A 24,791-nucleotide genomic window follows, 5' to 3' on the forward strand; every position below is an offset into this window, starting at 1 on the left:
AACAATGAACAGGATTTTTTCAGTCCTCGGTATTTCGCTATGGATAGCGCTGTTGTCGCCGATGGTTCATGCGGCCAGCCTGAAGACGCTGGATGTCGCGGCGTTGCCGGGTGATCGCGTCGAGTTGAAACTCACCTTCGACGGGCCACCGCCGACGCCCCGGGGCTACACCACCGATCAACCGGCCCGGATCGCGCTGGACCTGCCTGGCGTGACCAATCAACTGGCCAGCAAGCGCCGTGATCTGGGCGGTGGCAATGCGCGTAGCGCCACCGTGGTCGAGGCGGGCGACCGGACGCGGCTGATCATCGGCCTTACCCAACTGGCGCCATATGACACCCGGATCGAAGGCAACAACCTGTTCGTGGTGGTTGGCAAAGGCGTCGCGCCCAAGACCCAGGCTGCGCGTCCGGCGGTCGCCAGTGCCGCACCTGCCAGGGCCAGTGCGCCGGTGGGCAAGGCTATCCGTGGCGTGGATTTCCAGCGCGGAACCCAGGGTGAAGGCAATGTGGTGATCGATCTGTCGGACCCTTCCATCGCTCCGGACATCCAGGAGCGTGAAGGCAAGATCATCCTCAATTTCGCCAGGACCCAGTTGCCCGAGCCGCTGCGGGTGCGCCTGGACGTCAAGGACTTCGCCACCCCGGTGCAGTTCGTCAATGCCATTGCCGGCGGCGACCGGGCGACCATCAGCATCGAACCCAGCGGCACCTTCGATTATTCCACCTACCAGACCGACAACAAGCTGACCGTCAGCGTCCGGCCGATGACGGTCGAGGACCTGCAAAAACGCAATTCCGATCGCGCCGCCTACAGCGGTGAGAAACTCTCCCTCAACTTTCAGGACATCGAAGTGCGTTCGGTCCTGCAACTGATCGCCGATTTCACCAACCTGAACCTGGTGGCCAGCGATACGGTGCAGGGCGGTATCACCCTGCGCTTGCAGAATGTGCCTTGGGACCAGGCGCTGGATCTGGTGCTCAAGACCAAAGGGCTGGACAAGCGCAAGGTCGGTAACGTGTTGCTGGTGGCGCCGGCCGATGAAATTGCGGCCCGCGAACGCCAGGAGCTGGAGTCCCAGAAGCAGATCGCCGACCTGGCGCCGCTGCGGCGTGAGCTGTTGCAGGTCAACTATGCGAAGGCGGCGGACATCGCCAAGCTGTTCCAGTCGGTGACCAGTGCCGAGGCGAAAGCCGATGAGCGCGGCACGATCACGGTCGATGAGCGCACCAACAACATCATTGCCTACCAGACCCAGGACCGACTCGACGAGCTACGCCGGATCGTGGCGCAGCTGGATATTCCGGTGCGTCAAGTGATGATCGAGGCGCGGATCGTCGAGGCCAATGTCGATTACGACAAAAGCCTGGGTGTGCGTTGGGGCGGCTCGATCCAGAACAAGGGCAACTGGAGCTCCTCCGGGGTCACCACCGGCGACTCCACCACCATTGGCACGCCGGGCAGCACCAGCACCAACCAGCCGTTTGTCGATCTGGGCGCGTCGGGCAACACCTCCGGAATCGGCATTGCGTTCATCACCGACAACGTGTTGCTGGATCTGGAACTGACGGCCATGGAGAAAACCGGCAACGGCGAAATCGTCTCCCAGCCCAAGGTGGTGACGTCCGACAAGGAGACGGCCAAAATCCTCAAGGGCACGGAAATCCCCTATCAGGAAGCCAGCTCCAGCGGTGCCACCTCGGTGTCGTTCAAGGAGGCCTCGCTGTCGCTGGAAGTGACGCCGCAGATCACCCCGGACAACCGCATCATCATGGAGGTCAAGGTCACCAAGGATGAGCCGGACTACCTGAACAAAGTGCAGGATGTGCCGCCGATCAAGAAAAACGAGGTCAACGCCAAGGTCCTGGTCAATGATGGCGAGACCATTGTGATTGGCGGGGTTTTCTCAAATACTCAGAGCAAGGTTGTAGATAAGGTGCCATTTCTTGGCGATGTGCCGTATCTTGGCCGCCTTTTCCGGCGTGATGTGGTTTCGGAGACAAAATCCGAGCTGCTGGTGTTCCTCACTCCGCGTATCATGAATAACCAGGCGATTGCTGTGAGTCGTTGATTCTGTGCGAAATTTGATTCTTGTTGGGCCGATGGGCGCTGGAAAAAGCACCATCGGCCGTTTGCTGGCCAAAGAGCTGCGCCTGCCATTCAAAGATTCCGACAAGGAAATTGAATTGCGCACGGGCGCCAATATCCCATGGATTTTCGACAAGGAAGGCGAGCCGGGCTTTCGTGATCGTGAGCAGGCGATGATCGCCGAGCTGTGCGCGTTCGATGGCGTGGTGCTTGCCACTGGTGGCGGCGCGGTCATGCGCGAAGCCAATCGTCGGGCATTGCATGCCGGCGGACGAGTGGTCTATCTGCACGCCTCCGTCGAACAGCAGGTCGGTCGCACCGCCCGGGATCGCAACCGGCCGCTGTTGCGCACCGCCGACCCGGCCAAGACCCTGCGGGACCTGCTCGCGCTGCGTGATCCGCTGTACCGGGAAATCGCCGATCTGGTGGTGGAGACCGACGAACGGCCGCCGCGGATGGTGGTGCTGGACATTCTCGAACGTCTGCAGCAACTGCCTCCCCGTTAATGCGCCTCGCGAAATGCGCTATCCTCGACGTCCCGTCGGAGCCCGCTCGGAGCGTGGCGGATAGCCATATATGGCGCCAGGGCAAGCACCCGGGACTTTCGTTAATTGCAGGCAGGACGCCTGATTCCATCTTCACTGTGGGGACACATGCAGACACTTAAGGTCGACCTGGGCGAGCGCAGCTACCCGATTCACATTGGCGAAGGTTTGCTGGACCAGCCTGAACTGCTGGCACCGCATATTGCCGGGCGGCAAGTGGCGATCATCTCCAACGAAACCGTCGCACCTTTGTATCTGGAACGTCTGACCCGTAGCCTGTCGGCTTTCTCGGTCATTTCCGTGGTGTTGCCCGATGGAGAAGCGTTCAAGACCTGGGAAACCCTGCAGTTGATTTTCGACGGCCTGCTGACCGCACGGCATGATCGCCGCACCACGGTGGTCGCCCTGGGTGGCGGAGTGATCGGCGACATGGCCGGTTTTGCCGCGGCCTGCTATCAGCGCGGCGTCGATTTCATCCAGATCCCCACCACGCTGCTGTCCCAGGTCGATTCGTCGGTGGGCGGCAAGACCGGGATCAACCATCCGCTGGGCAAGAACATGGTAGGCGCTTTCTACCAGCCCAACGTGGTGCTGATCGACACCGCCACCCTCAACACCCTGCCGGCTCGCGAACTGTCTGCGGGGCTGGCGGAAGTCATCAAGTATGGGTTGATCTGCGACGAGCCGTTCCTGGGCTGGCTCGAAGAAAATATCGACCGCCTGCGTGCGCTGGATCAAACGGCCCTGACCTACGCCATCGAGCGCTCCTGCGCCGCCAAGGCCGCCGTGGTGGGTGCCGATGAGCGTGAGTCGGGGGTGCGTGCCACGCTCAACCTGGGCCACACCTTTGGCCATGCCATCGAAACCCACATGGGCTATGGTGTCTGGCTGCATGGCGAGGCGGTTGCCGCCGGTACGGTCATGGCCCTGGAGATGTCTGCGCGCCTGGGCTGGATCAGCGAACAGGAACGCGATCGCGGTATTCGCCTGTTCCAGCGCGCCGGGCTGCCGGTGATTCCGCCCGAGGAAATGAGCGAGGCGGATTTTCTTGAACACATGGCAATCGACAAAAAAGTGATCGACGGTCGTCTGCGTCTGGTGCTGCTGCGCCACATGGGCGAAGCGGTGGTGACCGACGATTATCCGAAAGAGGTTCTACAGGCCACGCTGGGAGCGGACTACCGCGCCTTGGCTCAGCTTAAAGGTTAATAAGATTCCGATGACTAGTTTGCATGCCGACGAGGCTTTCCTCGGCCATTTCCAGTTAAGTCATGACCCTTTTGCTCCACGGGTCCCGGGCTTCAAATTCTTCCCTGCCCAGCGCAAGCCGGTCCTGGGCCAGTTGCATCATCTGGCGCGCTACAGCCAACTGCTCCTGGTGGTTACCGGCCCCCAGGGCAGCGGCAAGACCTTGCTGCGCCAGGCCCTGGTGGCCAGCACCAACAAGCAGTCGGTGCAAAGCGTGGTGGTCTCGGCCCGTGGTGCCGGTGACGCCGCCGGTATATTGCGCCAGGTGGCCCAGGCGCTGAACGTCGCCCAGGCCGAGATCGGCGCGATTCTCGATCAGATCGTGCAGTTGGCACTGACCGGGCAGGAAGTCTATCTGCTGGTGGACGATGCCGAGCAGCTCGACGAATCGGCCCTGGAAGCCCTGCTGGCCCTGGCTGCCGGTGCACCGGAAGGTCGCCCCCATGTGTTCCTGTTTGGCGAGTCTTCGCTGATCGCTGATCTGGATCAGCTGAGCCTTGAGGAAGAGCGTTTCCACGTCATCGAACTGGCGCCCTACACCGAAGAGGAAACCCGTGAATACCTGGCCCAGCGTCTTGAGGGTGCAGGCCGGGGTATCGAACTTTTCTCCGCCGATCAGATCTCTGAGATTCACGAGAGCTCCGACGGCTGGCCTGGCACCATCAACCAGGTTGCCCGCGATGCTCTGATCGAAGTCATGATTGCCAGCCGCTCTGCGGTGAAGCGTCCAAGTATGGGGTTCAACATGCCGAAGAAACACGTATTGGCGATTTCCGCCGTGGTCGTGGTCGCGGTCGCCGCCGCCTGGCTGATGCCGGGTCGCAACAAAGCGCCGACCACCGGCGCACCTGCCAACGAACAGGCACAACTGCCCCTCGGTCAGGGCACGCCGCAACCCAACGCTGGTGCGCCGGCCGTTGAATTCGCCGGGAACACCCAGCCGATGCCATTGCCGCTGGTCGGCCAGTCGCAACCGGTCATGCGCGGTCCCCTGGCTGAAGCCGCGGGCGGAATCACTGAAGGCGACGACGGCGCAGCGCCGCCGATCGACGACAGCAGCGATGTGCCACCGACCGTGACCACCACTGCACCGCCTGCGGGCGTGCCGGCCGGTCCGGCGCCGACACCTTCGCCTGCGCCTGCTCCTGCGGCCAAGCCGACTCCGGCCCCTACGCAAGTGGCTACCGCCAAGCCTGCCCCGACCCCCGCACCAGCGGCCAAGCCTGCGGCCCCGGCCAAGGCCACGGGCGGTAGCTGGTACGCCGGCCAGGCGCCGGGCAACTACGTGGTGCAGATCCTTGGCACCAGCTCCGAAGCCTCGGCACAGAACTTCGTCAAGGAGCAGGGCGGCGAGTACCGTTATTTCAAGAAAGTGCTCAACGGCAAGCCGCTGTATGTCATCACCTACGGCAGCTTTGCCAACCGTGATGCAGCCGTTTCCGCCATCAAGGCCTTGCCAGCGAAGGTTCAGGCTGGTAAACCTTGGCCTCGCACTGTCGCCAGCGTCCAACAGGAACTGGCTGCAACTCGCTGAAGATTCGGCGGCCTTACCCAGGCCGCCTCTCCCGGCAACCTCAAAATTTCCGCAGGGGCGAGCGACCTTTCAGGCCGCGCGCCTTGTGGTGTCTGCGTCACAGTAGTGTTTGAGTCGTAGCGGTCGAACCCAAAAAAGTTTTGACTAGCACAGCATATAGCTTTAAACCTTTCACAAATGCGACATGGATTTGCGACAGTTCGTCGTCAAATTTGTGAGCCTCTGTGTCGGTGTGTACAATGACCTCCCTTTTGCCCCCGCAAAGCTGGCGTACGTTCGGCGCGGCATGCAACTGGTTGAATTGAAAAGAAATTTGCCTCGATAAGGGGCAGCCTGGTGAGAAAGTGTCTATGAAAGCAGGTCTGTACCAACCAGATGAATTCAAGGATAACTGTGGTTTCGGCCTGATAGCCCATATGCAGGGCGAGCCCAGCCACACCCTTTTGCAAACGGCCATTGAGGCCCTGACCTGCATGACCCACCGCGGTGGGATCAACGCCGACGGCAAGACCGGTGACGGTTGTGGCTTGCTGATTCAAAAGCCTGACGAGTTCCTGCGTGCCGTTGCCCAGGAAACGTTCGGCGTGACCCTGCCCAAGCAGTACGCCGTGGGCATGGTGTTCTTCAACCAGGACCCGGTGAAGGCTGAGGCGGCTCGCGAGAACATGAACCGCGAGATCCTGGCCGCCGGCCTGCAACTGGTGGGCTGGCGCAAAGTGCCGATCGACACCAGCGTCCTCGGCCGCCTGGCCCTCGAGCGCCTGCCGCAGATCGAGCAGGTGTTCATTGCTGGCGATGGCCTGAGCGACCAGGAGATGTCGATCAAGCTGTTCAGCTCCCGTCGTCGCTCGTCCGTGGCCAACGCCGCCGACACCGACCACTACATCTGCAGCTTTTCCCACAAGACCATCATCTACAAAGGCCTGATGATGCCGGCGGACCTCACCGCCTTCTATCCGGACCTGAGCGACGAGCGCCTGAAAACCGCGATCTGCGTGTTCCACCAGCGCTTCTCCACCAATACCCTGCCGAAATGGCCGCTGGCCCAGCCATTCCGCTTCCTCGCCCACAACGGCGAGATCAACACCATCACCGGCAACCGCAACTGGGCCGTGGCCCGTCGCACCAAGTTCGCCAACGACCTGATGCCGGACCTCGAAGAGCTCGGCCCGCTGGTCAACCGCGTGGGCTCGGACTCCTCGAGCATGGACAACATGCTGGAGCTGATGGTGACCGGTGGCATCGACCTGTTCCGTGGCGTGCGCATGCTGGTGCCGCCAGCGTGGCAGAACGTCGAGACCATGGACCCGGACCTGCGGGCCTTCTACGAATACAACTCCATGCACATGGAGCCGTGGGACGGCCCGGCCGGTATCGTCATGACCGACGGTCGCTACGCTGTGTGCCTGCTCGACCGTAATGGTCTGCGTCCGGCGCGCTGGGTCACCACGACCAACGGTTTCATCACCCTGGCGTCGGAGATCGGTGTCTGGAACTACCAGCCCGAAGACGTCATCGCCAAGGGCCGCGTAGGTCCGGGTCAGATTTTTGCCGTGGACACCGAAACCGGCCAGATCCTCGACACCGATGCGATCGACAACCGCCTCAAGTCCCGTCATCCGTACAAGCAATGGCTGCGCAAGAATGCCCTGCGCATCCAGGCGACCATGGAAGACAACGACCACGGTTCGGCTTTCTACGACGTCGATCAGCTCAAGCAGTACATGAAGATGTACCAGGTGACGTTCGAAGAGCGTGATCAGGTGCTGCGTCCGCTCGGCGAACAGGGCTACGAAGCGGTCGGTTCCATGGGCGATGACACGCCAATGGCCGTGCTGTCCCAGCGCGTGCGCACGCCGTACGACTATTTCCGCCAGCAGTTCGCCCAGGTGACCAACCCGCCGATCGACCCGCTGCGCGAAGCGATCGTCATGTCCCTGGAAATCTGCCTCGGTGCCGAGCGCAACATTTTCCAGGAGTCGCCGGAGCACGCCTCGCGCGTGATCCTCAGCTCGCCGGTCATTTCCCCGGCCAAGTGGCGCTCGCTGACCAACCTCGACCGTCCGGGCTTCGCCCGCCAGGTCATCGACCTGAACTACGACGAAAGCGTCGGCCTGGAAGCGGCGATCCGCAACGTCGCCGATCAGGCTGAAGAAGCCGCGCGCGCCGGGCGTACCCAGATCGTGCTGACTGACCGGCATATCGCGCCGGGCAAGTTGCCGATCCACGCCTCGCTGGCCACCGGTGCGGTGCACCATCGCCTGACCGAAAAGGGCCTGCGCTGCGACTCCAACATCCTGGTGGAAACCGCCACCGCCCGCGACCCGCATCACTTTGCGGTGCTGATCGGTTTCGGCGCCTCGGCGGTGTATCCGTTCCTGGCCTACGAAGTGCTGGGCGACCTGATCCGCACCGGTGAAGTGCTGGGCGACCTCTATGAGGTGTTCAAGAACTACCGCAAGGGCATCACCAAGGGCCTGCTCAAGATCCTCTCGAAGATGGGTATCTCGACCATCGCCTCGTACCGCGGCGCGCAATTGTTCGAGGCCATCGGCCTGTCCGAAGAAGTCTGCGAGCTGAGTTTCCGTGGCGTGCCGAGCCGTATCAAGGGTGCGCGTTTCGTCGACATCGAAGCCGAACAGAAAGCCCTGGCGGCCGAAGCCTGGAGCCCGCGCAAGCCGATCCAGCAAGGCGGCCTGCTGAAGTTCGTCCACGGTGGCGAATACCACGCCTACAACCCGGACGTGGTCAACACTTTGCAAGCGGCCGTGCAACAAGGCGACTACAGCAAGTTCAAGGAATACACCTCGCTGGTGGACAACCGTCCGGTGTCGATGATCCGTGACCTGCTCAAGGTCAAGACCCTGGAGACGCCTCTGGACATCAGCGAAGTGGAGCCGCTGGAGTCGGTGCTCAAGCGCTTCGATTCCGCCGGTATCTCCCTGGGTGCCCTGTCCCCGGAAGCCCACGAAGCCCTGGCCGAAGCCATGAACCGCCTTGGTGCGCGTTCCAACTCCGGTGAAGGCGGCGAAGACCCGGCGCGCTACGGCACCATCAAGAGTTCGAAAATCAAGCAGGTGGCGACCGGCCGCTTCGGTGTGACGCCGGAATACCTGGTCAACGCTGAAGTGCTGCAAATCAAGGTGGCCCAAGGCGCCAAGCCCGGCGAAGGCGGCCAACTGCCCGGTGGCAAGGTCAACGGTCTGATCGCCAAGCTGCGTTATGCCGTGCCTGGCGTGACCTTGATCTCGCCGCCGCCGCATCACGACATCTATTCGATCGAAGATTTGTCGCAACTGATCTTCGACCTCAAGCAGGTGAACCCGAAGGCGCTGGTCTCGGTGAAACTGGTGGCGGAAGCGGGCGTCGGCACCATCGCCGCCGGTGTGGCCAAGGCCTATGCCGACCTGATCACCATCTCCGGTTACGACGGCGGCACTGGTGCATCGCCACTGACCTCGATCAAGTACGCTGGTGCGCCGTGGGAACTGGGCCTGGCTGAAACCCACCAGACCCTGCGTGGCAACGATTTGCGCGGCAAGGTCCGGGTGCAGACCGACGGCGGCCTGAAAACCGGCCTGGACGTGATCAAGGCGGCCATTCTCGGCGCCGAGAGCTTCGGCTTCGGCACCGCGCCGATGATCGCCCTGGGCTGCAAATACCTGCGCATCTGTCACCTGAACAACTGCGCCACCGGCGTGGCGACCCAGAACGACAAGCTGCGCAAGGACCACTACATCGGCACCGTCGACATGGTGGTGAATTTCTTCACCTACGTGGCTGAAGAAACCCGTGAGTGGCTGGCGAAGTTGGGTGTGCGCTCGCTCGAAGAGCTGATCGGTCGTACCGATCTGCTGGAAGTGCTCGAGGGCCAGACCGCCAAGCAGCATCACCTGGACCTGACCCCGTTGCTGGGCAGCGATCACATTCCGGCAGACAAACCACAGTTCTGCCAGGTAGAGCGCAACCCGCCGTTCGACAAGGGTGAGCTGGCCGAGAAGATGGTCGACATGGCCGCTTCGGCGATCAACGACCTGAGCGGTGCCGAGTTCGAGCTGGATATCTGCAACTGCGACCGCTCCATCGGTGCGCGGATCTCCGGCGAAATCGCGCGTAAGCACGGCAACCAGGGCATGGCCAAGGCGCCGATCACCTTCCGTTTCAAGGGCACGGCAGGCCAGAGCTTCGGTGTCTGGAACGCCGGCGGCCTGAACATGTACCTCGAAGGCGACGCGAACGACTATGTGGGCAAGGGCATGACCGGCGGCAAGCTGGTCATCGTTCCGCCCAAGGGCAGTGTCTACAAGACTCAGGACAGTGCCATCATCGGCAACACCTGCCTTTACGGCGCTACCGGCGGCAAGCTGTTCGCCGCCGGCACCGCAGGCGAGCGTTTTGCCGTGCGTAACTCCGGGGCCCACACTGTGGTGGAAGGCACCGGCGATCACTGCTGTGAGTACATGACCGGTGGTTTTGTCTGCGTGTTGGGCAAGACCGGTTACAACTTCGGCTCTGGCATGACCGGCGGTTTCGCCTACGTGCTCGACCAGGACAACACCTTCGTTGACCGGGTCAACCACGAACTGGTGGAAATCCAGCGGATCAGCGGCGAGGCGATGGAAGCCTACCGCAGCCACCTGCAACGCGTACTGGATGAATACGTCGAGGAAACCAACAGTGAATGGGGGCGTAACCTCGCCGAAAACCTCGATGACTATCTGCGTCGTTTCTGGCTGGTCAAGCCCAAGGCTGCCAACCTGAAGTCGTTGCTTTCCAGCACTCGTGCCAACCCGCAGTGATATGCGCCTGAAGAGTTTGATGAGGTTTTAACAATGGCTGAACGTCTGAATAACGACTTCCAGTTCATCGATGTCGGGCGCAAGGATCCGAAGAAGAAACTGTTGCGTCAACGCAAGAAGGAGTTCGTGGAAATCTACGAGCCCTTCAAACCCCAGCAGTCGGCCGACCAGGCCCACCGCTGCCTGGGTTGTGGTAACCCGTATTGCGAATGGAAGTGCCCGGTGCACAACTTCATTCCCAACTGGCTGAAGCTGGTGGCCGAGGGCAACATCCTCCAGGCCGCCGAGTTGTCCCACCAGACCAACACCCTGCCGGAAGTCTGCGGCCGGGTGTGCCCGCAGGATCGCCTGTGCGAAGGTGCGTGCACCCTCAACGACGGTTTTGGCGCGGTGACCATCGGTTCGGTGGAGAAGTACATCACCGACACCGCGTTCGCCATGGGTTGGCGCCCGGACATGTCCAAGGTCAAGCCGACCGGCAAGCGTGTCGCTATCATCGGTGCCGGCCCGGCGGGCCTGGGCTGTGCCGACGTGTTGGTGCGTGGCGGCGTGACCCCGGTGGTGTTCGACAAGAACCCGGAAATCGGCGGCTTGCTGACCTTCGGCATCCCCGAGTTCAAGCTGGAAAAGACCGTGCTGAGCAATCGCCGCGAAGTCTTCTCCGGTATGGGTATTGAGTTCCGCCTGAACACTGAAGTGGGCAAGGACGTGACCATGGAGCAACTGCTCGAAGAGTACGATGCGGTATTCATGGGCATGGGCACCTACACCTACATGAAGGGCGGCTTTGCCGGTGAGGACCTGCCAGGCGTCTACGACGCACTGGATTTCCTGATCGCCAACGTCAACCGCAACCTGGGCTTTGAAAAGTCGCCGGAAGATTTCGTCGATATGAAAGGCAAGAAGGTCGTGGTACTGGGCGGCGGCGACACGGCGATGGACTGCAACCGCACCTCGATTCGCCAGGGCGCCAAGTCGGTGACCTGCGCCTACCGTCGTGACGAAGCCAACATGCCTGGCTCGCGCAAAGAGGTGAAGAACGCCAAGGAAGAAGGCGTGAAGTTCCTCTACAACCGCCAGCCGATCGCCATTGTCGGTGAAGACAAGGTCGAAGGCGTGAAGGTGGTCGAGACTCGTCTCGGCGAGCCGGACGCCCGTGGCCGCCGCAGCCCTGAGCCGATCCCCGGTTCCGAAGAGATCATCCCGGCCGATGCCGTGGTCATCGCTTTCGGCTTCCGCCCAAGCCCGGCGCCGTGGTTCGAGCAGTTCAGCATCCAGACCGACAGCCAGGGCCGCGTCGTGGCCCCGGAGCAAGGCCAGTACAAGCATCAGACCAGCAACCCGAAGATCTTCGCCGGTGGCGACATGGTCCGCGGTTCCGACCTGGTGGTGACAGCGATCTTCGAAGGCCGTAATGCGGCGGAAGGGATTCTGGATTATCTGGGGGTCTGATCGCTTTCCGTCCTTGGAATGCGATCAAATAGTGGGAGCGGGCTTGCCCGCGAAGAGGGAGTGTCAGTCGACGGATTTGTTGCCTGACACACCGCATTCGCGAGCAAGCCCGCTCCCACATTGGTTTCAAGGTGTTGTTGAAACCAGCGTACCTACCGCGACAAATTGCCCCGATAGATAAAAGGCACGGCTCTTGCCGTGCCTTTTGCCTCGCGCTCTGAGAAAATGCCCGCACTTTTTTTCCGGATGCCGACATGACTGCCCTGAAGAACGACCGTTTCCTTCGCGCCCTGCTCAAGCAACCCGTAGACGTCACCCCGGTGTGGATGATGCGCCAGGCCGGTCGCTACCTGCCGGAGTACCGCGCCAGTCGCGCCAAGGCCGGTGACTTCATGAGCCTGTGCATGAACCCCCAATTCGCTTGCGAAGTGACCATGCAGCCGCTGGATCGTTATCCGCAGCTGGATGCGGCGATCCTGTTCTCCGACATCCTCACCATCCCCGACGCCATGGGCCAGGGCCTGTACTTCGAGACCGGCGAAGGCCCGCGCTTCAAGAAAGTCGTCAGCACCCTGGCCGACATCGAAGCCCTGCCGATTCCCGATCCGCAGAAGGACCTGGGCTACGTCATGGACGCGGTCAGCACCATCCGCCGCGAGCTCAACGGTCGCGTGCCGCTGATTGGGTTCTCCGGCAGCCCGTGGACCCTGGCGACCTACATGGTCGAAGGCGGCTCGTCGAAGGATTTTCGCAAGACCAAGGCGATGCTCTACGACAACCCGCAAGCCATGCACCTGTTGCTGGACAAGTTGGCGCAGTCGGTCACCTCTTACCTCAACGGCCAGATCCTGGCCGGTGCGCAAGCGGTGCAGATCTTCGATACCTGGGGCGGCAACCTGTCGGCGGCGGCGTACCAGGAGTTTTCCCTGGCCTACATGCGCAAGATCGTCAGCGGCCTGATCCGCGAGCATGAAGGTCGTAAAGTGCCGGTGATCCTGTTCACCAAGAACGGCGGCCTATGGCTGGAAAGTATCGCCGATGCCGGCGCCGACGCCCTGGGCCTGGACTGGACCTGCGACATCGGCAACGCCCGCGAGCGCGTTGGTCATAAAGTCGCCTTGCAGGGCAACATGGACCCGACCGTGCTTTACGCCAAGCCTGAAGCCATCCGCGCTGAAGTAGGACGTATCCTCGCCAGCTACGGCAGTGGCAGCGGCCACGTGTTCAACCTCGGCCACGGCATCACCCCGGAAGTCGATCCGGAACACGCCGGTGCTTTCCTGCGGGCGGTGCATGAGTTGTCGGCGCAATACCACCAGTAATCGCTTTCCAGCGTCACCCAGCCTGTTCGGACCCGTGCCGGACAGGCTTTTTTTTGCCTGTTTTTTTATTTATTAAATGTAAAGCGTCAGTTGTTTTGTCTGATGTGTCTGTTTGGTTTTGTTTGATAGTTATTTCCGCTCGTAAGAAGTTTCTCAAGCTATGTAAGAGAAATAACTTCAGAGATCATTCCTTCTATTTTGAGAGATTTTTCCTACATAGGAACTGTTCAACTTTCTATAAGGTTTCGGCGCTTGTGAGGTCTGGCGCTGAACGATCCGGCGGGCCTTTCAAGATGACGGTGATTCGTCTTTTAATCTCGATGAGTAGTCTGGAACTTATATGAAAAATAACTTCAATAAGGGCAATGTATTAACGGGGTGTGCTTCGTCGTTAGTTCTGTTGTCGGCCATCGTGGCGTCCCAAGGTGTGCATGCACATGGTTTCGTCGACGTGCCACCTTCTCGCGCACTGTTGTGCCAGAAAGGTGTCAACCTGAACTGCGGTGGCGCGCAATACGAGCCGCATAGTACCGGCGAGACCTTCAAGGGCTTCCCGAATGGAGCAGGTGGCGGGCCGCTGCAAGGCCCTATCGACGGCAAAATCGCCAGCGGCGGCAACGCCAACTTTTCTGCCCTTGATGCGCAATCGGCTTCGCGCTGGCACCTGACCGAAATCAGGGACCGCAACATTACCTTTCAATGGCAATATATCGCGCCGCACCGGACGAGCAAACACGAATACTTCATTACCCGCGACGGTTGGAAGCCGAACCAAGCGCTCAAGCGTTCCTCGTTCGACAGCACGCCGTTCTGTACGGTGGATGGCGGTCATCAAGTTCCGGTAGGCGGTGCCCCGCACAACTGCGTCATTCCTGACGGTAAATCGGGTCATCACGTCATCCTGGCCGTCTGGACAGTGGGCGACACGGATAACGCATTCTACAACCCGGTGGATGTGAACATTCTCGCCGAAGCCGCATTACCGGGCGGTTGGTTGCCGGTGGGCAGCATTACGCCATCGACCCCGTTGCTGGCGGGTGACAAGGTCAAGGCCCGGGCCTTCTCCGCCACCGGCGAAAATGCTGAGTACAGCGTAGAAATCAGTATCGACAACGCTGAAGAAGGCAAGCCTGAGAATTGGTCGTTCAAACTGGCCGAAGCCATCAACAACGCCCATGCCCTGATTCGTGCCGGTATTCGTGACGAAGACGGCAATATCGCGCCGGTCAAAGGTACCAACAGGCTGTACGCCCAGAAAGAAAGCGGTGTGACCGGCTATCAAGTGCAACTGGATATGCAGGAAGACGCCAACGCCAGCATGGAACTGTCCCCCCTGCAGCCAGAGTACGTACTCGACAAAGGTCGGGTCAGCATGGCGCTCACCGCCCAGACAAACCGCAGGATGAACCTTGAAGCCACGTTGTTCGATGAGAAGAACAAGCAGGTGGGTATCGTGCAGACCGTAGGTGAAGGCAATACAGGCCTGAGCCTGGACTTGCGCGGCGCCGCCCCTGGCACGCACACCCTGACGCTGGTGGGCACCACCGAAGACGGCCGCACCACGCGCCAGGAGACCCAGACGGTCATCCTGACCGGTGAGGGCGCCGGCATCGAATACGATTTCGTGTTCCCTGACGGCCTCGGCGACTACACCGCCGGCACGAAAGTGCTGCAGTCCAAGACTGACGAAGTCTTCGAGTGCAAGCCGTTCCCTGCGTCCGGCTTCTGCAAGCAGTACAGCCAGTCGGCGAACGGTTTCGAACCGGGTGTCGGTGCGTCCTGGCAAAGCGCCTGGGACAAGCTGTAAGTCCTGACAGGCATGGCTTCAGGCGGCCCCCACGGGTTGCCTGAAGCCTTCAGACGAGAACGCGCTGATGCATTCCCATTCCAATTATTCCCGGCGGCGGGTCCTGCTGCACTGGCTGTCGGCCGGCATTATTTTATGGGCGTTGGTGTCCGGGTTTTATATCGCTTACAACCCGGTATCAGCCGCCACCGAGCACTGGGTCGGGTCACTCAATGTGTCGCTGACGACCGTGTTCATTCCGCTGTTTGTGTGGCGATCCTGGCTGTTTATCTGCGCGTCGAAAACCTGTGGAACGGTGTTGTCACTGACCAAAAGGCTGGCCTTGGCGGTACACACGCTGATCTACCTGAGCATCGGCGTCGTGCTGGTGACGGGCGTGCTGATGATGAAAAGCGCCATCAGTGTTTTCGGGCTCGTCCGAATCCCCCGGCCGCTGGACGATCCATCGCTGATCCAACTGGCCAACACCGTCCATACCCAGTCTTGCGTGGTGCTTTCGACACTCATCGCGCTGCATTTGTGCGCCGTGCTCTGGCATGAGTTATCCGGACGCCGGGTGGTGCGGCGAATGTCGTTCGCCAAGCGTGCAGGCGCGACTCTTGAGCGAGCGCAAAGGTGAGTGTTTCCGTTTGGATTGGCAGCCGTCTGCCGAAGGCGTTGCTGGTGCTCGTGCCGCTGCTGTACGGCTTATTGCTGGCCGGACAGGAGTGGCGTTTTCGCCAGGCATTGGCGCGTGATGTGCCAGTGGTGGATGAGTCACAGGTCGTTCCGGTTCGTGCACTCCCCAACGTGCAAGCCGTGGCGACGGTGCTCGGCCTGACACCTGAAGGTGCCCACTCACCCAGCGCCGAACCGATGACGTTGCAGGCCAGTTTTGTCGCTGGCCAGGGTTTGTCGCGGGCATTGCTGGCCGACGCCACAGGCCCGCGCATCTATCAGGTGGGGGAGCGTTTGCCTGGCGGCAGTGTGTTGCGCCGGGTCGAGGCCAGCCATGTGATGTTGTGGCGCAACGGACGTGAAGAGCGACTGGCCCTGCAACAAGAAACAAAACCCTTGCTGCGCCGATTGGACCGCGAAGGCCGGGGGCCTGCACCGCTTCAGGCCGCGCAATACCTACGCCCGGTGGCCGGGCAATCAGAGTGATCGAATTCATGAACAGTTTCATCCGGGGCCACGCATCGCGTGTCCTGTTCTGTCTTGCCGTGCTTGGCCCACTGACGCTCCCCGGTTCGCTGCGGGCCGAAGAGGCCCAATGGCAACTGGCGATGAACAATGCGGAACTGCGCGACGTGGTCGAGGAAATCTCAGGGATTCTGGGCAAGACCGTGGTGCTCGATCCCAAAGTGTCGGGACGCATTAGCGTCATGTCCCGCCAGGCGCTGGACCGCGAAGGTGTGCGTCGGTTGTTCTATTCGGTACTCGATGCGCACAACTTCACCGTGATCGACGAAGGCGAGCGGATCCTGATCACCCCGGTCAGCGAGGCCAAGACACGCGCCGCTACCAGCGACGCGAAAAGCGCCACGCCGTCGCAGTTCGTCACCCAGGTCATCGACTTGCAATCGAGCATCGCTGCCGATATCGCCGGGCTGGTCCGGCCCCTGGTGTCGACCCATGGTTACGTCGGCCCCTCGGTGTCATCCAACGCGGTGGTGGTCACCGATACGGCCGCCAATGTGCAGCGCCTCACTAAAGTGGTGCGGCAGTTGGACTCGGGACGCAACCGCAATCATGTGGTGGTGCGCCTGCGCCATGCCCAGGCCGGGGATATCGCGCCGCTCATGGAAGCCTCTGGCGGTAAGCGCGAGGGTGACACCGCGGGCCTGGTGATCGCCGACGCCCGCAGCAATCGTCTGGTGATCATCGGCGCGCCGACGGTGCGCCAACGCCTGGTCGACCTGGCCCGGACCCTCGACGTCCCGGCCACCGCCTCCCAGGACAACGCGCGGGTCATCCGCCTGCGCCACAGCGATGCCAAGCAACTGGCCGAGGTCCTGGAAGCCGTCGGCCAGGATAAAAAAACCACACCGGCACTGACCGGCCTGCGGGAAAGTACCCCGGCCAGTTCGTTCATGATCAAGGCCGATGAAAGCCAGAATGCCCTGGTGCTGATCGCTGAACCGGCCCAGGTACGCACCATCGAAAACATCGTTCGCGAATTGGACCAGCCCCGCGCCCAAGTGCTTATCCACGCGGCCATCGTCGAGATTTCCGGGGACACTGCCGAAGCGCTGGGGGTGCAGTGGGGTCTCAACCGTGGCAGCGCGACAGGTTTTATCAATTTCCCGGGAACCGACATCCCGATCATCGGCGGGATGGACGCCGCCAAACTGGATAAATCGACGGAAGGCGCGCTCCTGCGCCTGGGTGGTGACCGCTTCAGTGCGCTGGTGTCGGCGCTGGCGAGCAATACCCGCAGCAACCTGCTTTCCACGCCCAGCTTGCTGACCCTGGATAACCAGGAAGCGGAAATCATCGTTGGCCAGAACGTCCCGTTCAAGACCGGTTCCTACGCCACCAACAGCAGCGGTGCGGACAATCCATTCACCACCGTGGAGCGCAAGGACGTCGGCATCAGCCTCAAGATCAAGCCCTACATCAACGAGGGCTCCACCTTGCGCCTTGAAGTCCAGCAGGAAGTCTCGGACATCGCGCCGTCGGTCTCCGGCGTGGACTCCTCGGACCTGATCACCAACAAGCGGGCCTTGAAGAGCACGATCCTGGCGGACGATGGCGAAATCATTGTGATCGGCGGCCTGATCCGCGACAGCGTCCGGACCCAGGAAAGCGGCGTGCCGCTGCTGCGCAGTATTCCGTACCTCGGCGCGCTGTTTCGCTGGAACCGAGACACCCAGACCAAAAGCAATTTGATGGTGTTCCTGCGTCCGACCATCGTACGCAGCAGGGAAGACCTGGCCGATGTGAGTCGCCAGCGCTACGACGCACTACGGGAGCTGAGCAAGCCGGGCTCGCGAAAGAACAATTCGCTGTTGTTGCCTCGGGAGGCGCGCCAGTTGTTCGAGCCGTCTGCGGATGCGCCGATGACCGATTTGGACCAACAGCATTCGGGTGACTTGTGAGTGACCCGCAGGCGCCGCTGCCCTTTGGTTTCGCCAGACGCTTTGGCGTGCTGCTGGAAGGCGAAGGGGCGGCCTTGAGTCTGGTGATGCGTCGTGATGCGCCGCTGACAGCACTGGCTGAGGTTCGGCGCCTGTGTGGTCGCGAACTGCCGATCCAGGTCTTGGAACCGGCCCCGTTCGCCGCGCGTCTGGCCAGCGTATACCGCCAGGGCCAGAGCGCCGCCGAGCAGGTTGCCCAAGGGCTGGACGAGGAACTGGACCTGCTCAGCCTGGCCGATCAGGTGCCGCAAACCACTGACCTGCTGGAGCAGCAGGGCGATGCGCCGATCATCCGGCTGATCAATGCCTTGCTCAGCGAAGCGGTTCGTGAACACGCTTCGGATGTGCACCTGGAAACGTTCGAGCACTACCTGTCGGTGCGCATGCGCATCGACGGTCAGTTGCAGGAAATGCTCCGTCCACGCCGGGAACTGGCGAGCCTGCTGGTGTCGCGGATCAAGGTCATGGCCCGTTTGGACATCGCCGAAAAGCGCGTGCCCCAGGACGGGCGAATGGCGTTGCGATTGGCCGGGCACGAAGTCGATGTGCGGGTCTCGACCCTGCCGTCGGCCCATGGCGAGCGCGTGGTGTTGCGCCTGCTCGACAAGCAGGCCGGACGCCTGGAGCTGCAACGCCTGGGCTTGCCCGACGACACCCTGGCAGGGCTGCGCCAATTGCTTGGCAAACCCCACGGCATCGTGTTGGTGACCGGTCCCACGGGTTCCGGGAAAACCACCAGCCTGTACGCGGCGCTGAGCAGCATCAACGACCAGAGCCGCAACATCCTCACCGTCGAAGACCCGATCGAATATCACTTGCCGGGCATCGGCCAGATGCCGGTCAACTCGAAAGTCGATATGACTTTTGCCCGTGGCTTGCGGGCCATTCTGCGCCAGGACCCGGACGTGGTGATGGTCGGTGAAATCCGCGACCGCGAGACCGCCGAAATCGCGGTCCAGGCGTCCCTGACCGGGCATCTGGTGCTTTCGACCTTGCACACCAACACCGCCGTCGGCGCGGTCACGCGGCTGGTGGACATGGGCGTGGACGCCTATCTGCTGGCGTCGTCCCTGGCCGGCATCGTGGCCCAGCGTTTGCTGCGGACCTTGTGCCCGTCCTGCAAGACCCCCTACGTGGCCGACGCCGCCACCTGCCGACGCCTGGGACTCGACGCCGCCACTGCGCCACGGCTGTTCAAGGCCCAGGGTTGCGATCAATGCCAGAAAGGTTATCGCGGGCGCTTCGGCATCTATGAGCTGGTGAGTGTCAGCGCCGCGTTCTCGCAGCTGATCCATCAGGGGGCCACCGAGCAGGCGCTGGCTCTTGAGGCACGCAAGACCTCCCGGAGCCTGTTTCAGGATGGACGCCAGCGGGTGCTGGAAGGCCTGACCAGCGTCGATGAACTGCTGCGCATCACCCAGGAGGATTAGCACCATGGCGACCTTCGACTACCGGGCCGAAGATGCCCAGGGCCGGCGCTGCAAGGGCCGCGTGGAAGGCGACAGCCCCCGCCATGCCCGTCAGTTGTTGCGCGAGCGTGGCTTGCTGCCCAGTGAGCTGCACGAAACCAGGGAGCAGCGAATCATAGGAGCTCGGCCTGCCGGAGGGCGGTTGAGCCCCGCTGACCTGGCGTTGCTGACGTTACAGCTGTCCACCTTGATCCAGGCCGGCCTGCCCCTCGATGAGGCGCTGGGGGCGGTGGCGCAACAGAGCCAGAAGCGCCGTGTCGCCCATCTACTGTCGGCGGTGCGCGGTCGTGTGATGGAAGGCCACGCGTTGGCGACCGCCCTGGGGGCATTTCCCCAGGCGTTTCCCGAGCTGTTCTGCGCCACCGTTGCGGCCGGCGAGCAATCCGGCCACTTGGGCCAGGTGCTGGAGCAACTGGCGACCTACACCCAGGCGCGCCAGGCGTCGCGCCAGCGCATCCAACTGGCCTTGGTGTATCCGCTGATTCTGCTGCTGGCCTGCGTGACGATTGTCGCTTTTCTGTTGGGCTACGTGGTGCCGGACGTGGTGAAGATTTTCATCGACAGCGGCCAACCTTTGCCTTGGCTGACCCAGGCGCTGATCGCGGTGAGCGACGGCTTGCGCCGCTACGGTCTGCTGCTGCTCGGCGCGTTGGCCGGGCTGCTCGGGCTGTGGCGCTGGAGCCTGCGCCAATCGGCGTGGCGCCTGCGCTGGCATCGCTTGTTGCTCAGGCTGCCGTTGTTGGGCGAGGTGCTGCGGGCAATGGAAGCGGCGCGCTTTGCCAGCACCCTGGCGATCCTGAGTAAAAGCGCAGTGCCGTTGGTGGACGCCCTGCACATCGCCGCGCAGGTGATCGGCAACCTGACCATTCGCGCGCGCATGGCCGACGTCGCCCGTTCGGTCCGCGAGGGCGGGACCCTGACCCGTGGCCTGGAGCTTGGCGGTGATATCCCGCCCCTGATGTTGCACATGATCGCCAGCGGCGAGCGTGTCGGCGAACTCGACCGCATGCTGGCCCGGGCCGCCGAACAACAGGAGGCCAGCCTCGCGGCGCGCATCGCGCTGGTGGTGAGCCTTTTCGAACCGGCCATGTTGGTGTTGATGGGCGGCGTGGTGCTGCTGATCGTCATGGCCATTCTGCTTCCTATCTTGAGCCTCAACCAATTGGTGAATTGACCCATGAAACTTCAAAGCAACCGACCTGCACGCCTTCAGCGCGGCTTCACCCTGATCGAAATCATGGTGGTGGTGGTCATCATCGGCGTCCTCGGCGCCATTGTCGTACCGCAGTTCATGAGCCGGCCCGATCAAGCCAAGGTCACGGCCGCCCGCACCGACATCCAGGCGATTGCCACGGCCCTGGAAATGTACCGTCTCGACAACGCTCATTACCCTTCGACCCAGCAAGGCTTGGAGGCGCTGAGCAAGCGGCCGTCCGGTACGCCCGTGGCAAAAAGCTGGAACCCCCAGGGTTATCTGAAAAGCCTGCCGATCGATCCTTGGGGCACGCCCTACCAGTTCATCAACCCTGGCCTCAAATCCCCCGATGGCAGCTATGACCTGTACTCGCTGGGCGCCGATGGCGTACCAGGCGGCGATGGGTTTGCCGCCGATATCGGCAATTGGGCCGAGTGAGCATGGGCCGTTATTGCCGGGGTTTTACCTTGCTGGAACTGATGGTCGTCATTGTGTTGATCGGGGTATTGGCGGGCATGGTCAGCTTCGCCATGGGGCCGAACCCGGCGCGTGAAGCCCGGCAGCAAGCCGAGGACTTCATCCGTGTGGTCCAGCAGTTGCGCGAACGGGCGGTATTGGATGGCCAGGAATACGGTGTGCGCGTTCAGCCTCGCGGTTATCAGGCGTTGCGCCTGGAGTCCTTGGGTTGGACCGCGGTGTCGGCGTTGCAGCGGTTGCCAGAAAACCTGACGCTTGGGCTGGAGCAGGACGGTCATGTGCTGACGCTCGATGATACCCAAGGCCCGCCACAGTTGCTGATGCTCAGCAGTGACGAGATCAGTCCGTTCAGGCTGTTCATCAAAGTCGCTGGCCAGACTATTTCCCAGGTCGTGAGTGATGGCATCGCGGGACCGCTGATCGATGGGTAACGCTCGCAGGCTGGCCGCCGATTGCCAGGGATTCACGCTGTTGGAGGTGATGATCGCCCTGGCGATTTTCGCGACGTTGGCGGCCGCAGTGCTGTCGGCCAGCCAGTTCGTACTCAAACAAAGCGCCGGGCTCGAGGACCGTCTGTTGGGCGTCTGGCTGGCGGATAACCAACTGAGTGAGCTGCGTCTGCAAGCCGCTACGCCGCTTGGTCAACAGCGCCTGACGCGGCGCCTGGATCAGCGCGATTGGATCTTGCAACAGCGTATCGCCCAGGCCCGTGACCCACGCCTGCTCCAGGTGGAGATCCAGGTCAGCCGCGCCGGTGGCCCATCTGTCGTACACCGCACCACTGGGTGGCTCCGCAACCGTCATGAGTAGACAGTCGGGCTTTACCTTGTTGGAACTGGTCATCGCCATCGCCATTTTTGCCCTGCTCGGCCTGGCCAGTTGGCGCCTGTTCGACAGTGTCGTGCGTACCCAGCAGGGCGCCGGTCAACATGAGCGAGAAATCCGGGCCTTGCAGCGCGCCGTGGGAGTGATCGAACGGGATGCGTGGCAGGCCGTTGCCGGTTCCATTGAGCTTGCGCCAGGGCGCCTGCAATTGCAGCGTAGCCATTGGTCCAATCCACTGGACCAGCCACGCAGCGAGCAGCAAACGGTGAACTATCGACTCGAGGGGACGGTGTTGTGGCGCGATAGTCGCGGTGAAGGGCCGGTCATTGTGCAGCAGCAGAAATTGCTCGAGGAGGTACGCAGCCTGAGCTGGCGGGTGTTCGACCCGGAACGGGGCTGGCACGGCGAAACCGTGCGTGGCAACGCGCCACTGGCGTTGGAATTGGTGGTTTCTGCGGGGCGTTTCCAGCAGATCCGACGAGTGCTGCTGTTGCCTGGATCGTTGCCATGAACCGACAACAAGGCGTGGCGCTGATCAGCGTGTTGTTGGTCCTGAGCCTGGCGCTGCTGCTCACCGGCGGCATGCTGCGCAGTCACCGCTTGTTGGTGCAGAGCAGCGCGCAGCAGCTGCAGCACGTCCAGCTGCGTCAATTGGCGCTGGCCGCTGAAGCCTGGGCGCAGACGGTGTTGGAACGCAGCGCGATAACCTCATCCGGGCCGGTTGACCTGAGCCAGGATTGGGCCCGGCTCAAACCTGCATTCGAGAGGGAAGACGCCGAGATTCACATCGATATCCAGGATTTGTCCGGGCGTCTGAACCTCAACGCGTTACTGGTCCAGGGCCAAACCGATCAAATCACGCTCGGCCGTTGGACGCGATTGTTGGCGTTGCTGGATTTGCCCGCGCTGTCATTGCCCCAGGTCGGAGTGGTGCAGGAGTTGAGTCAGCTGCGCCTGTTGCCGGGCTTCGACGGCCAGACGCTGCGGCGCCTGGAGCCTTGGGTGGCGTTGCTGCCCAAGGAGGCTCTGCTGAATATCAACACCGCCCCGCGGCTCGTGCTGATGACCCTGGACGGCATGGAGGAAGGGCCGGCCAAAGCGTTGATCAGCCAGCGTCGCCACGCGCCCTACGCCAGCGTGCCGGCCTTTACCAATGACCCGCTGTTGTCCGGGTTGGGCCTTGGCAGCCATGGTCTGGGCGTGAGCAGCCGCTGGTTCCGAATCACTGTGAGCGTGAGCCGCGCCGGCAGCCGTCTGCGCCTGGCCTCGGATGTCGAGTGTGACCCGGTTAGCGGACGCTGGACTGTTGCTCAGCGTCGTTTTTTACCCATCAGCCCCAGCGAGCGCCCTTGATGAAAACCTGGCTTTACCTGACGGCCGACGGCTTGGATGCGCCTTGCGCCAACTGGCCGTGCTGCGTGTGGTCACCCACGGGCGAACGGCGTTACCTGCCCTTGCATGAGGCCGCCCGCGAGTTGCACGGGCGAGTCGTCGACGTGTTGTTGCCGATGGAAATGTGCAGCTGGCTGCGCAGCGATCCATGGCCCTCTCGACGCCAGCCGCGGCCTCAGGCCCTGGCGTTCGCCATCGAAGAGCGACTGAGTGAAAACCTGGAGGCATTGCACATCAGCGCCGGCGCACGAGACCGTCAGCAGCGTTATCCGCTGATGGTGACCGGGCGAAGCCGTTTCCAGGCCCTGCTGGCGCTGCTGGCCGCGCAAGGCATTGATGTCCGTGCGATGCATGTCGATGCCGATCTGCTTCCCGAAGACAAGATCTTTGCTGTGCGCTGGTTCGGTCGCTGGCTACTGGGCGGAGCGTTGTCGGCGCGACTGTCGTTGTCGGCCCAGGTCTTGGCAACGCTCAAGCCGGACTTGCCCGAGGACATTCACTGGCTGGACGAAGGCCGCGATCGCGAAGGCATCGATGCATGGCTGCTCAACGCTGGTGGACATCCCATCGACCTGTTGCAGGGTGAGTTTCGTCGCCGCCGCCGCCAGCCTCTGCCATGGCGCGGTGCGGCGGCTTCCGCGCTGGGCGTGTTATTGCTCATCTGGGCGTCCAGCGAAGTGCGTGTTCGGTTTCTTGAAAGCGAAACCCGGCGTTTGTACGCCCAGGGCGAGCAGCGATTCAGGTCGCTGTATCCCGAGCAGAACCGGATCGTCGACCTGGCGGCGCAGTTCCAGGCGTTGCAGAGTCGTCGTGGGCAAAGCCAGGACACCCAGGTCGCGCGCCTGGTCCATCTGACGGAGCGGGTCATTGGCGCGAGCAACGTCGAAGTGCAGCGCATCGATTTCCGTGAAGACGAAGGTTGGAAAATCCAGCTGACTGCCAACAGCTTCGTCGAGCTTGAACAACTGCGCGAACGCGGGCAGCAAAACGGATTGCCCCTTACCCTGGGCAGCGCCAGCAAACAGAACAACCGAGTGCAGGCCACCCTCACGCTGGAGAACCGTTGATGACCTTCAATAGCTTGATACAGGCCTGGGGGAGGGTGTCACGCCGTGAGCAACAATTGTTGCTGGGCCTTGTCGGGCTGTTGCTGACAGTCGTGGCCTACACCTCGATCTGGCAACCTGTCCGGCAACGGCTGGAGGTTGCCGAGCGACAGTATCGCCAACAGGCTGAGCTGCACGCCCGAATCCAGCGCGCCGAGCCCATCCGAGATCTGACCACCGCCACACAGCCCTTGTCGGTGCGCGTCAATGACAGTGCGACCGCAGCGGGGTTGGACATCGCAGAGATGGAGATCGACGGCGATTCGTTGCGACTGGCCGTCAGTGGCGATGCCAATCAGTTGCTCCAGTGGCTGGATCAACAAGAGCGGAAGGGCGCGGCGCTGCAGTCGTTGACCCTGGAAGCGCGTAGTAGTGTGTTGGAGGCGCGGGTGGTCTTGCGTCAATGATCGACC

20 protein-coding genes are annotated in these 24,791 nt (G+C 62.1%); all 20 read left to right on the forward strand.

Translation table 11 applies throughout. The annotated features are described in order from the left end of the window. The first annotated feature begins 4 nt into the window (after positions 1–4). The 20 genes from pilQ to gspM all read left to right on the forward strand — a co-directional run bounded on the left by pilQ (position 5) and on the right by gspM (position 24,785). On the forward strand, positions 5–2,071 hold the full coding sequence (gene pilQ / locus ACWNZ1_RS18300; RefSeq protein ID WP_135843314.1) for a type IV pilus secretin PilQ: 2,067 nt from the start codon (positions 5–7) through the stop codon (positions 2,069–2,071). 4 nt (positions 2,072–2,075) lie between these two features. Further along, positions 2,076–2,594, forward strand: a complete 519-nt coding sequence (gene aroK / locus ACWNZ1_RS18305; protein ID WP_123345370.1) for a shikimate kinase AroK — start codon at positions 2,076–2,078, stop codon at positions 2,592–2,594. A 147-nt stretch (positions 2,595–2,741) separates the two neighbouring features. After that, the gene (gene aroB, locus ACWNZ1_RS18310) at positions 2,742–3,842 is read left to right on the forward strand and encodes a 3-dehydroquinate synthase (RefSeq protein WP_256454108.1); all 1,101 of its coding nucleotides are present in this window, start codon (positions 2,742–2,744) and stop codon (positions 3,840–3,842) included. 10 nt (positions 3,843–3,852) lie between these two features. After that, positions 3,853–5,415 (forward strand): AAA family ATPase, encoded by a 1,563-nt coding sequence (locus ACWNZ1_RS18315; protein WP_256454109.1) that lies wholly within the window; start codon positions 3,853–3,855, stop codon positions 5,413–5,415. Between the two features lie 350 nt (positions 5,416–5,765). Then, positions 5,766–10,214, forward strand: a complete 4,449-nt coding sequence (gene gltB / locus ACWNZ1_RS18320; protein WP_135843316.1) for a glutamate synthase large subunit — start codon at positions 5,766–5,768, stop codon at positions 10,212–10,214. A 33-nt stretch (positions 10,215–10,247) separates the two neighbouring features. After that, entirely contained in the window at positions 10,248–11,666 is a 1,419-nt protein-coding gene (locus ACWNZ1_RS18325) for an FAD-dependent oxidoreductase (protein ID WP_265072616.1), read from the forward strand. 254 nt (positions 11,667–11,920) lie between these two features. Next, complete coding sequence (gene hemE, locus ACWNZ1_RS18330) at positions 11,921–12,988, forward strand: uroporphyrinogen decarboxylase (RefSeq protein ID WP_063323298.1); 1,068 nt, start codon at positions 11,921–11,923, stop codon at positions 12,986–12,988. A 340-nt stretch (positions 12,989–13,328) separates the two neighbouring features. After that, a complete protein-coding gene (gene gbpA / locus ACWNZ1_RS18335) occupies positions 13,329–14,795 on the forward strand; it encodes an N-acetylglucosamine-binding protein GbpA (RefSeq protein ID WP_280944625.1) in 1,467 nt (488 codons plus the stop codon). A 67-nt stretch (positions 14,796–14,862) separates the two neighbouring features. Continuing rightward, complete coding sequence (locus tag ACWNZ1_RS18340) at positions 14,863–15,414, forward strand: cytochrome b (protein WP_135843318.1); 552 nt, start codon at positions 14,863–14,865, stop codon at positions 15,412–15,414. After that, positions 15,411–15,938, forward strand: a complete 528-nt coding sequence (locus tag ACWNZ1_RS18345) for a type II secretion system protein N (protein ID WP_135843319.1) — start codon at positions 15,411–15,413, stop codon at positions 15,936–15,938. The genes ACWNZ1_RS18340 and ACWNZ1_RS18345 overlap by 4 nt, the downstream gene beginning before the upstream one ends. 8 nt (positions 15,939–15,946) lie before the next feature. Continuing rightward, a complete protein-coding gene (gene gspD / locus ACWNZ1_RS18350) occupies positions 15,947–17,875 on the forward strand; it encodes a type II secretion system secretin GspD (RefSeq protein ID WP_178084232.1) in 1,929 nt (642 codons plus the stop codon). Further along, positions 17,872–19,344 (forward strand): type II secretion system ATPase GspE, encoded by a 1,473-nt coding sequence (gene gspE / locus ACWNZ1_RS18355; protein ID WP_135843321.1) that lies wholly within the window; start codon positions 17,872–17,874, stop codon positions 19,342–19,344. Before gspD ends, gspE begins: the two co-directional genes overlap by 4 nt. A gap of 4 nt (positions 19,345–19,348) precedes the next feature. After that, positions 19,349–20,557: a type II secretion system inner membrane protein GspF gene (gene gspF / locus ACWNZ1_RS18360; RefSeq protein WP_256454111.1), complete on the forward strand. Its 1,209-nt coding sequence runs from the start codon at positions 19,349–19,351 to the stop codon at positions 20,555–20,557. A gap of 3 nt (positions 20,558–20,560) precedes the next feature. Then, on the forward strand, positions 20,561–21,016 hold the full coding sequence (gene gspG, locus ACWNZ1_RS18365) for a type II secretion system major pseudopilin GspG (RefSeq protein ID WP_135843323.1): 456 nt from the start codon (positions 20,561–20,563) through the stop codon (positions 21,014–21,016). Between the two features lie 2 nt (positions 21,017–21,018). Further along, a complete protein-coding gene (gene gspH, locus ACWNZ1_RS18370; RefSeq protein ID WP_256454112.1) occupies positions 21,019–21,486 on the forward strand; it encodes a type II secretion system minor pseudopilin GspH in 468 nt (155 codons plus the stop codon). Further along, a complete protein-coding gene (gspI, locus tag ACWNZ1_RS18375; RefSeq protein ID WP_135843325.1) occupies positions 21,479–21,865 on the forward strand; it encodes a type II secretion system minor pseudopilin GspI in 387 nt (128 codons plus the stop codon). Before gspH ends, gspI begins: the two co-directional genes overlap by 8 nt. Then, a complete protein-coding gene (gene gspJ / locus ACWNZ1_RS18380) occupies positions 21,858–22,391 on the forward strand; it encodes a type II secretion system minor pseudopilin GspJ (protein WP_280944628.1) in 534 nt (177 codons plus the stop codon). The genes gspI and gspJ overlap by 8 nt, the downstream gene beginning before the upstream one ends. Then, on the forward strand, positions 22,388–23,233 hold the full coding sequence (locus ACWNZ1_RS18385) for a type II secretion system protein GspK (protein ID WP_456027791.1): 846 nt from the start codon (positions 22,388–22,390) through the stop codon (positions 23,231–23,233). The genes gspJ and ACWNZ1_RS18385 overlap by 4 nt, the downstream gene beginning before the upstream one ends. Next, positions 23,233–24,339, forward strand: coding sequence for a type II secretion system protein GspL (gene gspL, locus ACWNZ1_RS18390; RefSeq protein WP_135843328.1), 1,107 nt, complete (start codon positions 23,233–23,235; stop codon positions 24,337–24,339). Before ACWNZ1_RS18385 ends, gspL begins: the two co-directional genes overlap by 1 nt. Then, a complete protein-coding gene (gene gspM / locus ACWNZ1_RS18395; RefSeq protein ID WP_456027792.1) occupies positions 24,339–24,785 on the forward strand; it encodes a type II secretion system protein GspM in 447 nt (148 codons plus the stop codon). The genes gspL and gspM overlap by 1 nt, the downstream gene beginning before the upstream one ends. The last annotated feature ends 6 nt before the right edge of the window (positions 24,786–24,791 follow it).

It is taken from the genome of Pseudomonas sp. CFBP 5748 (assembly GCF_053850495.1).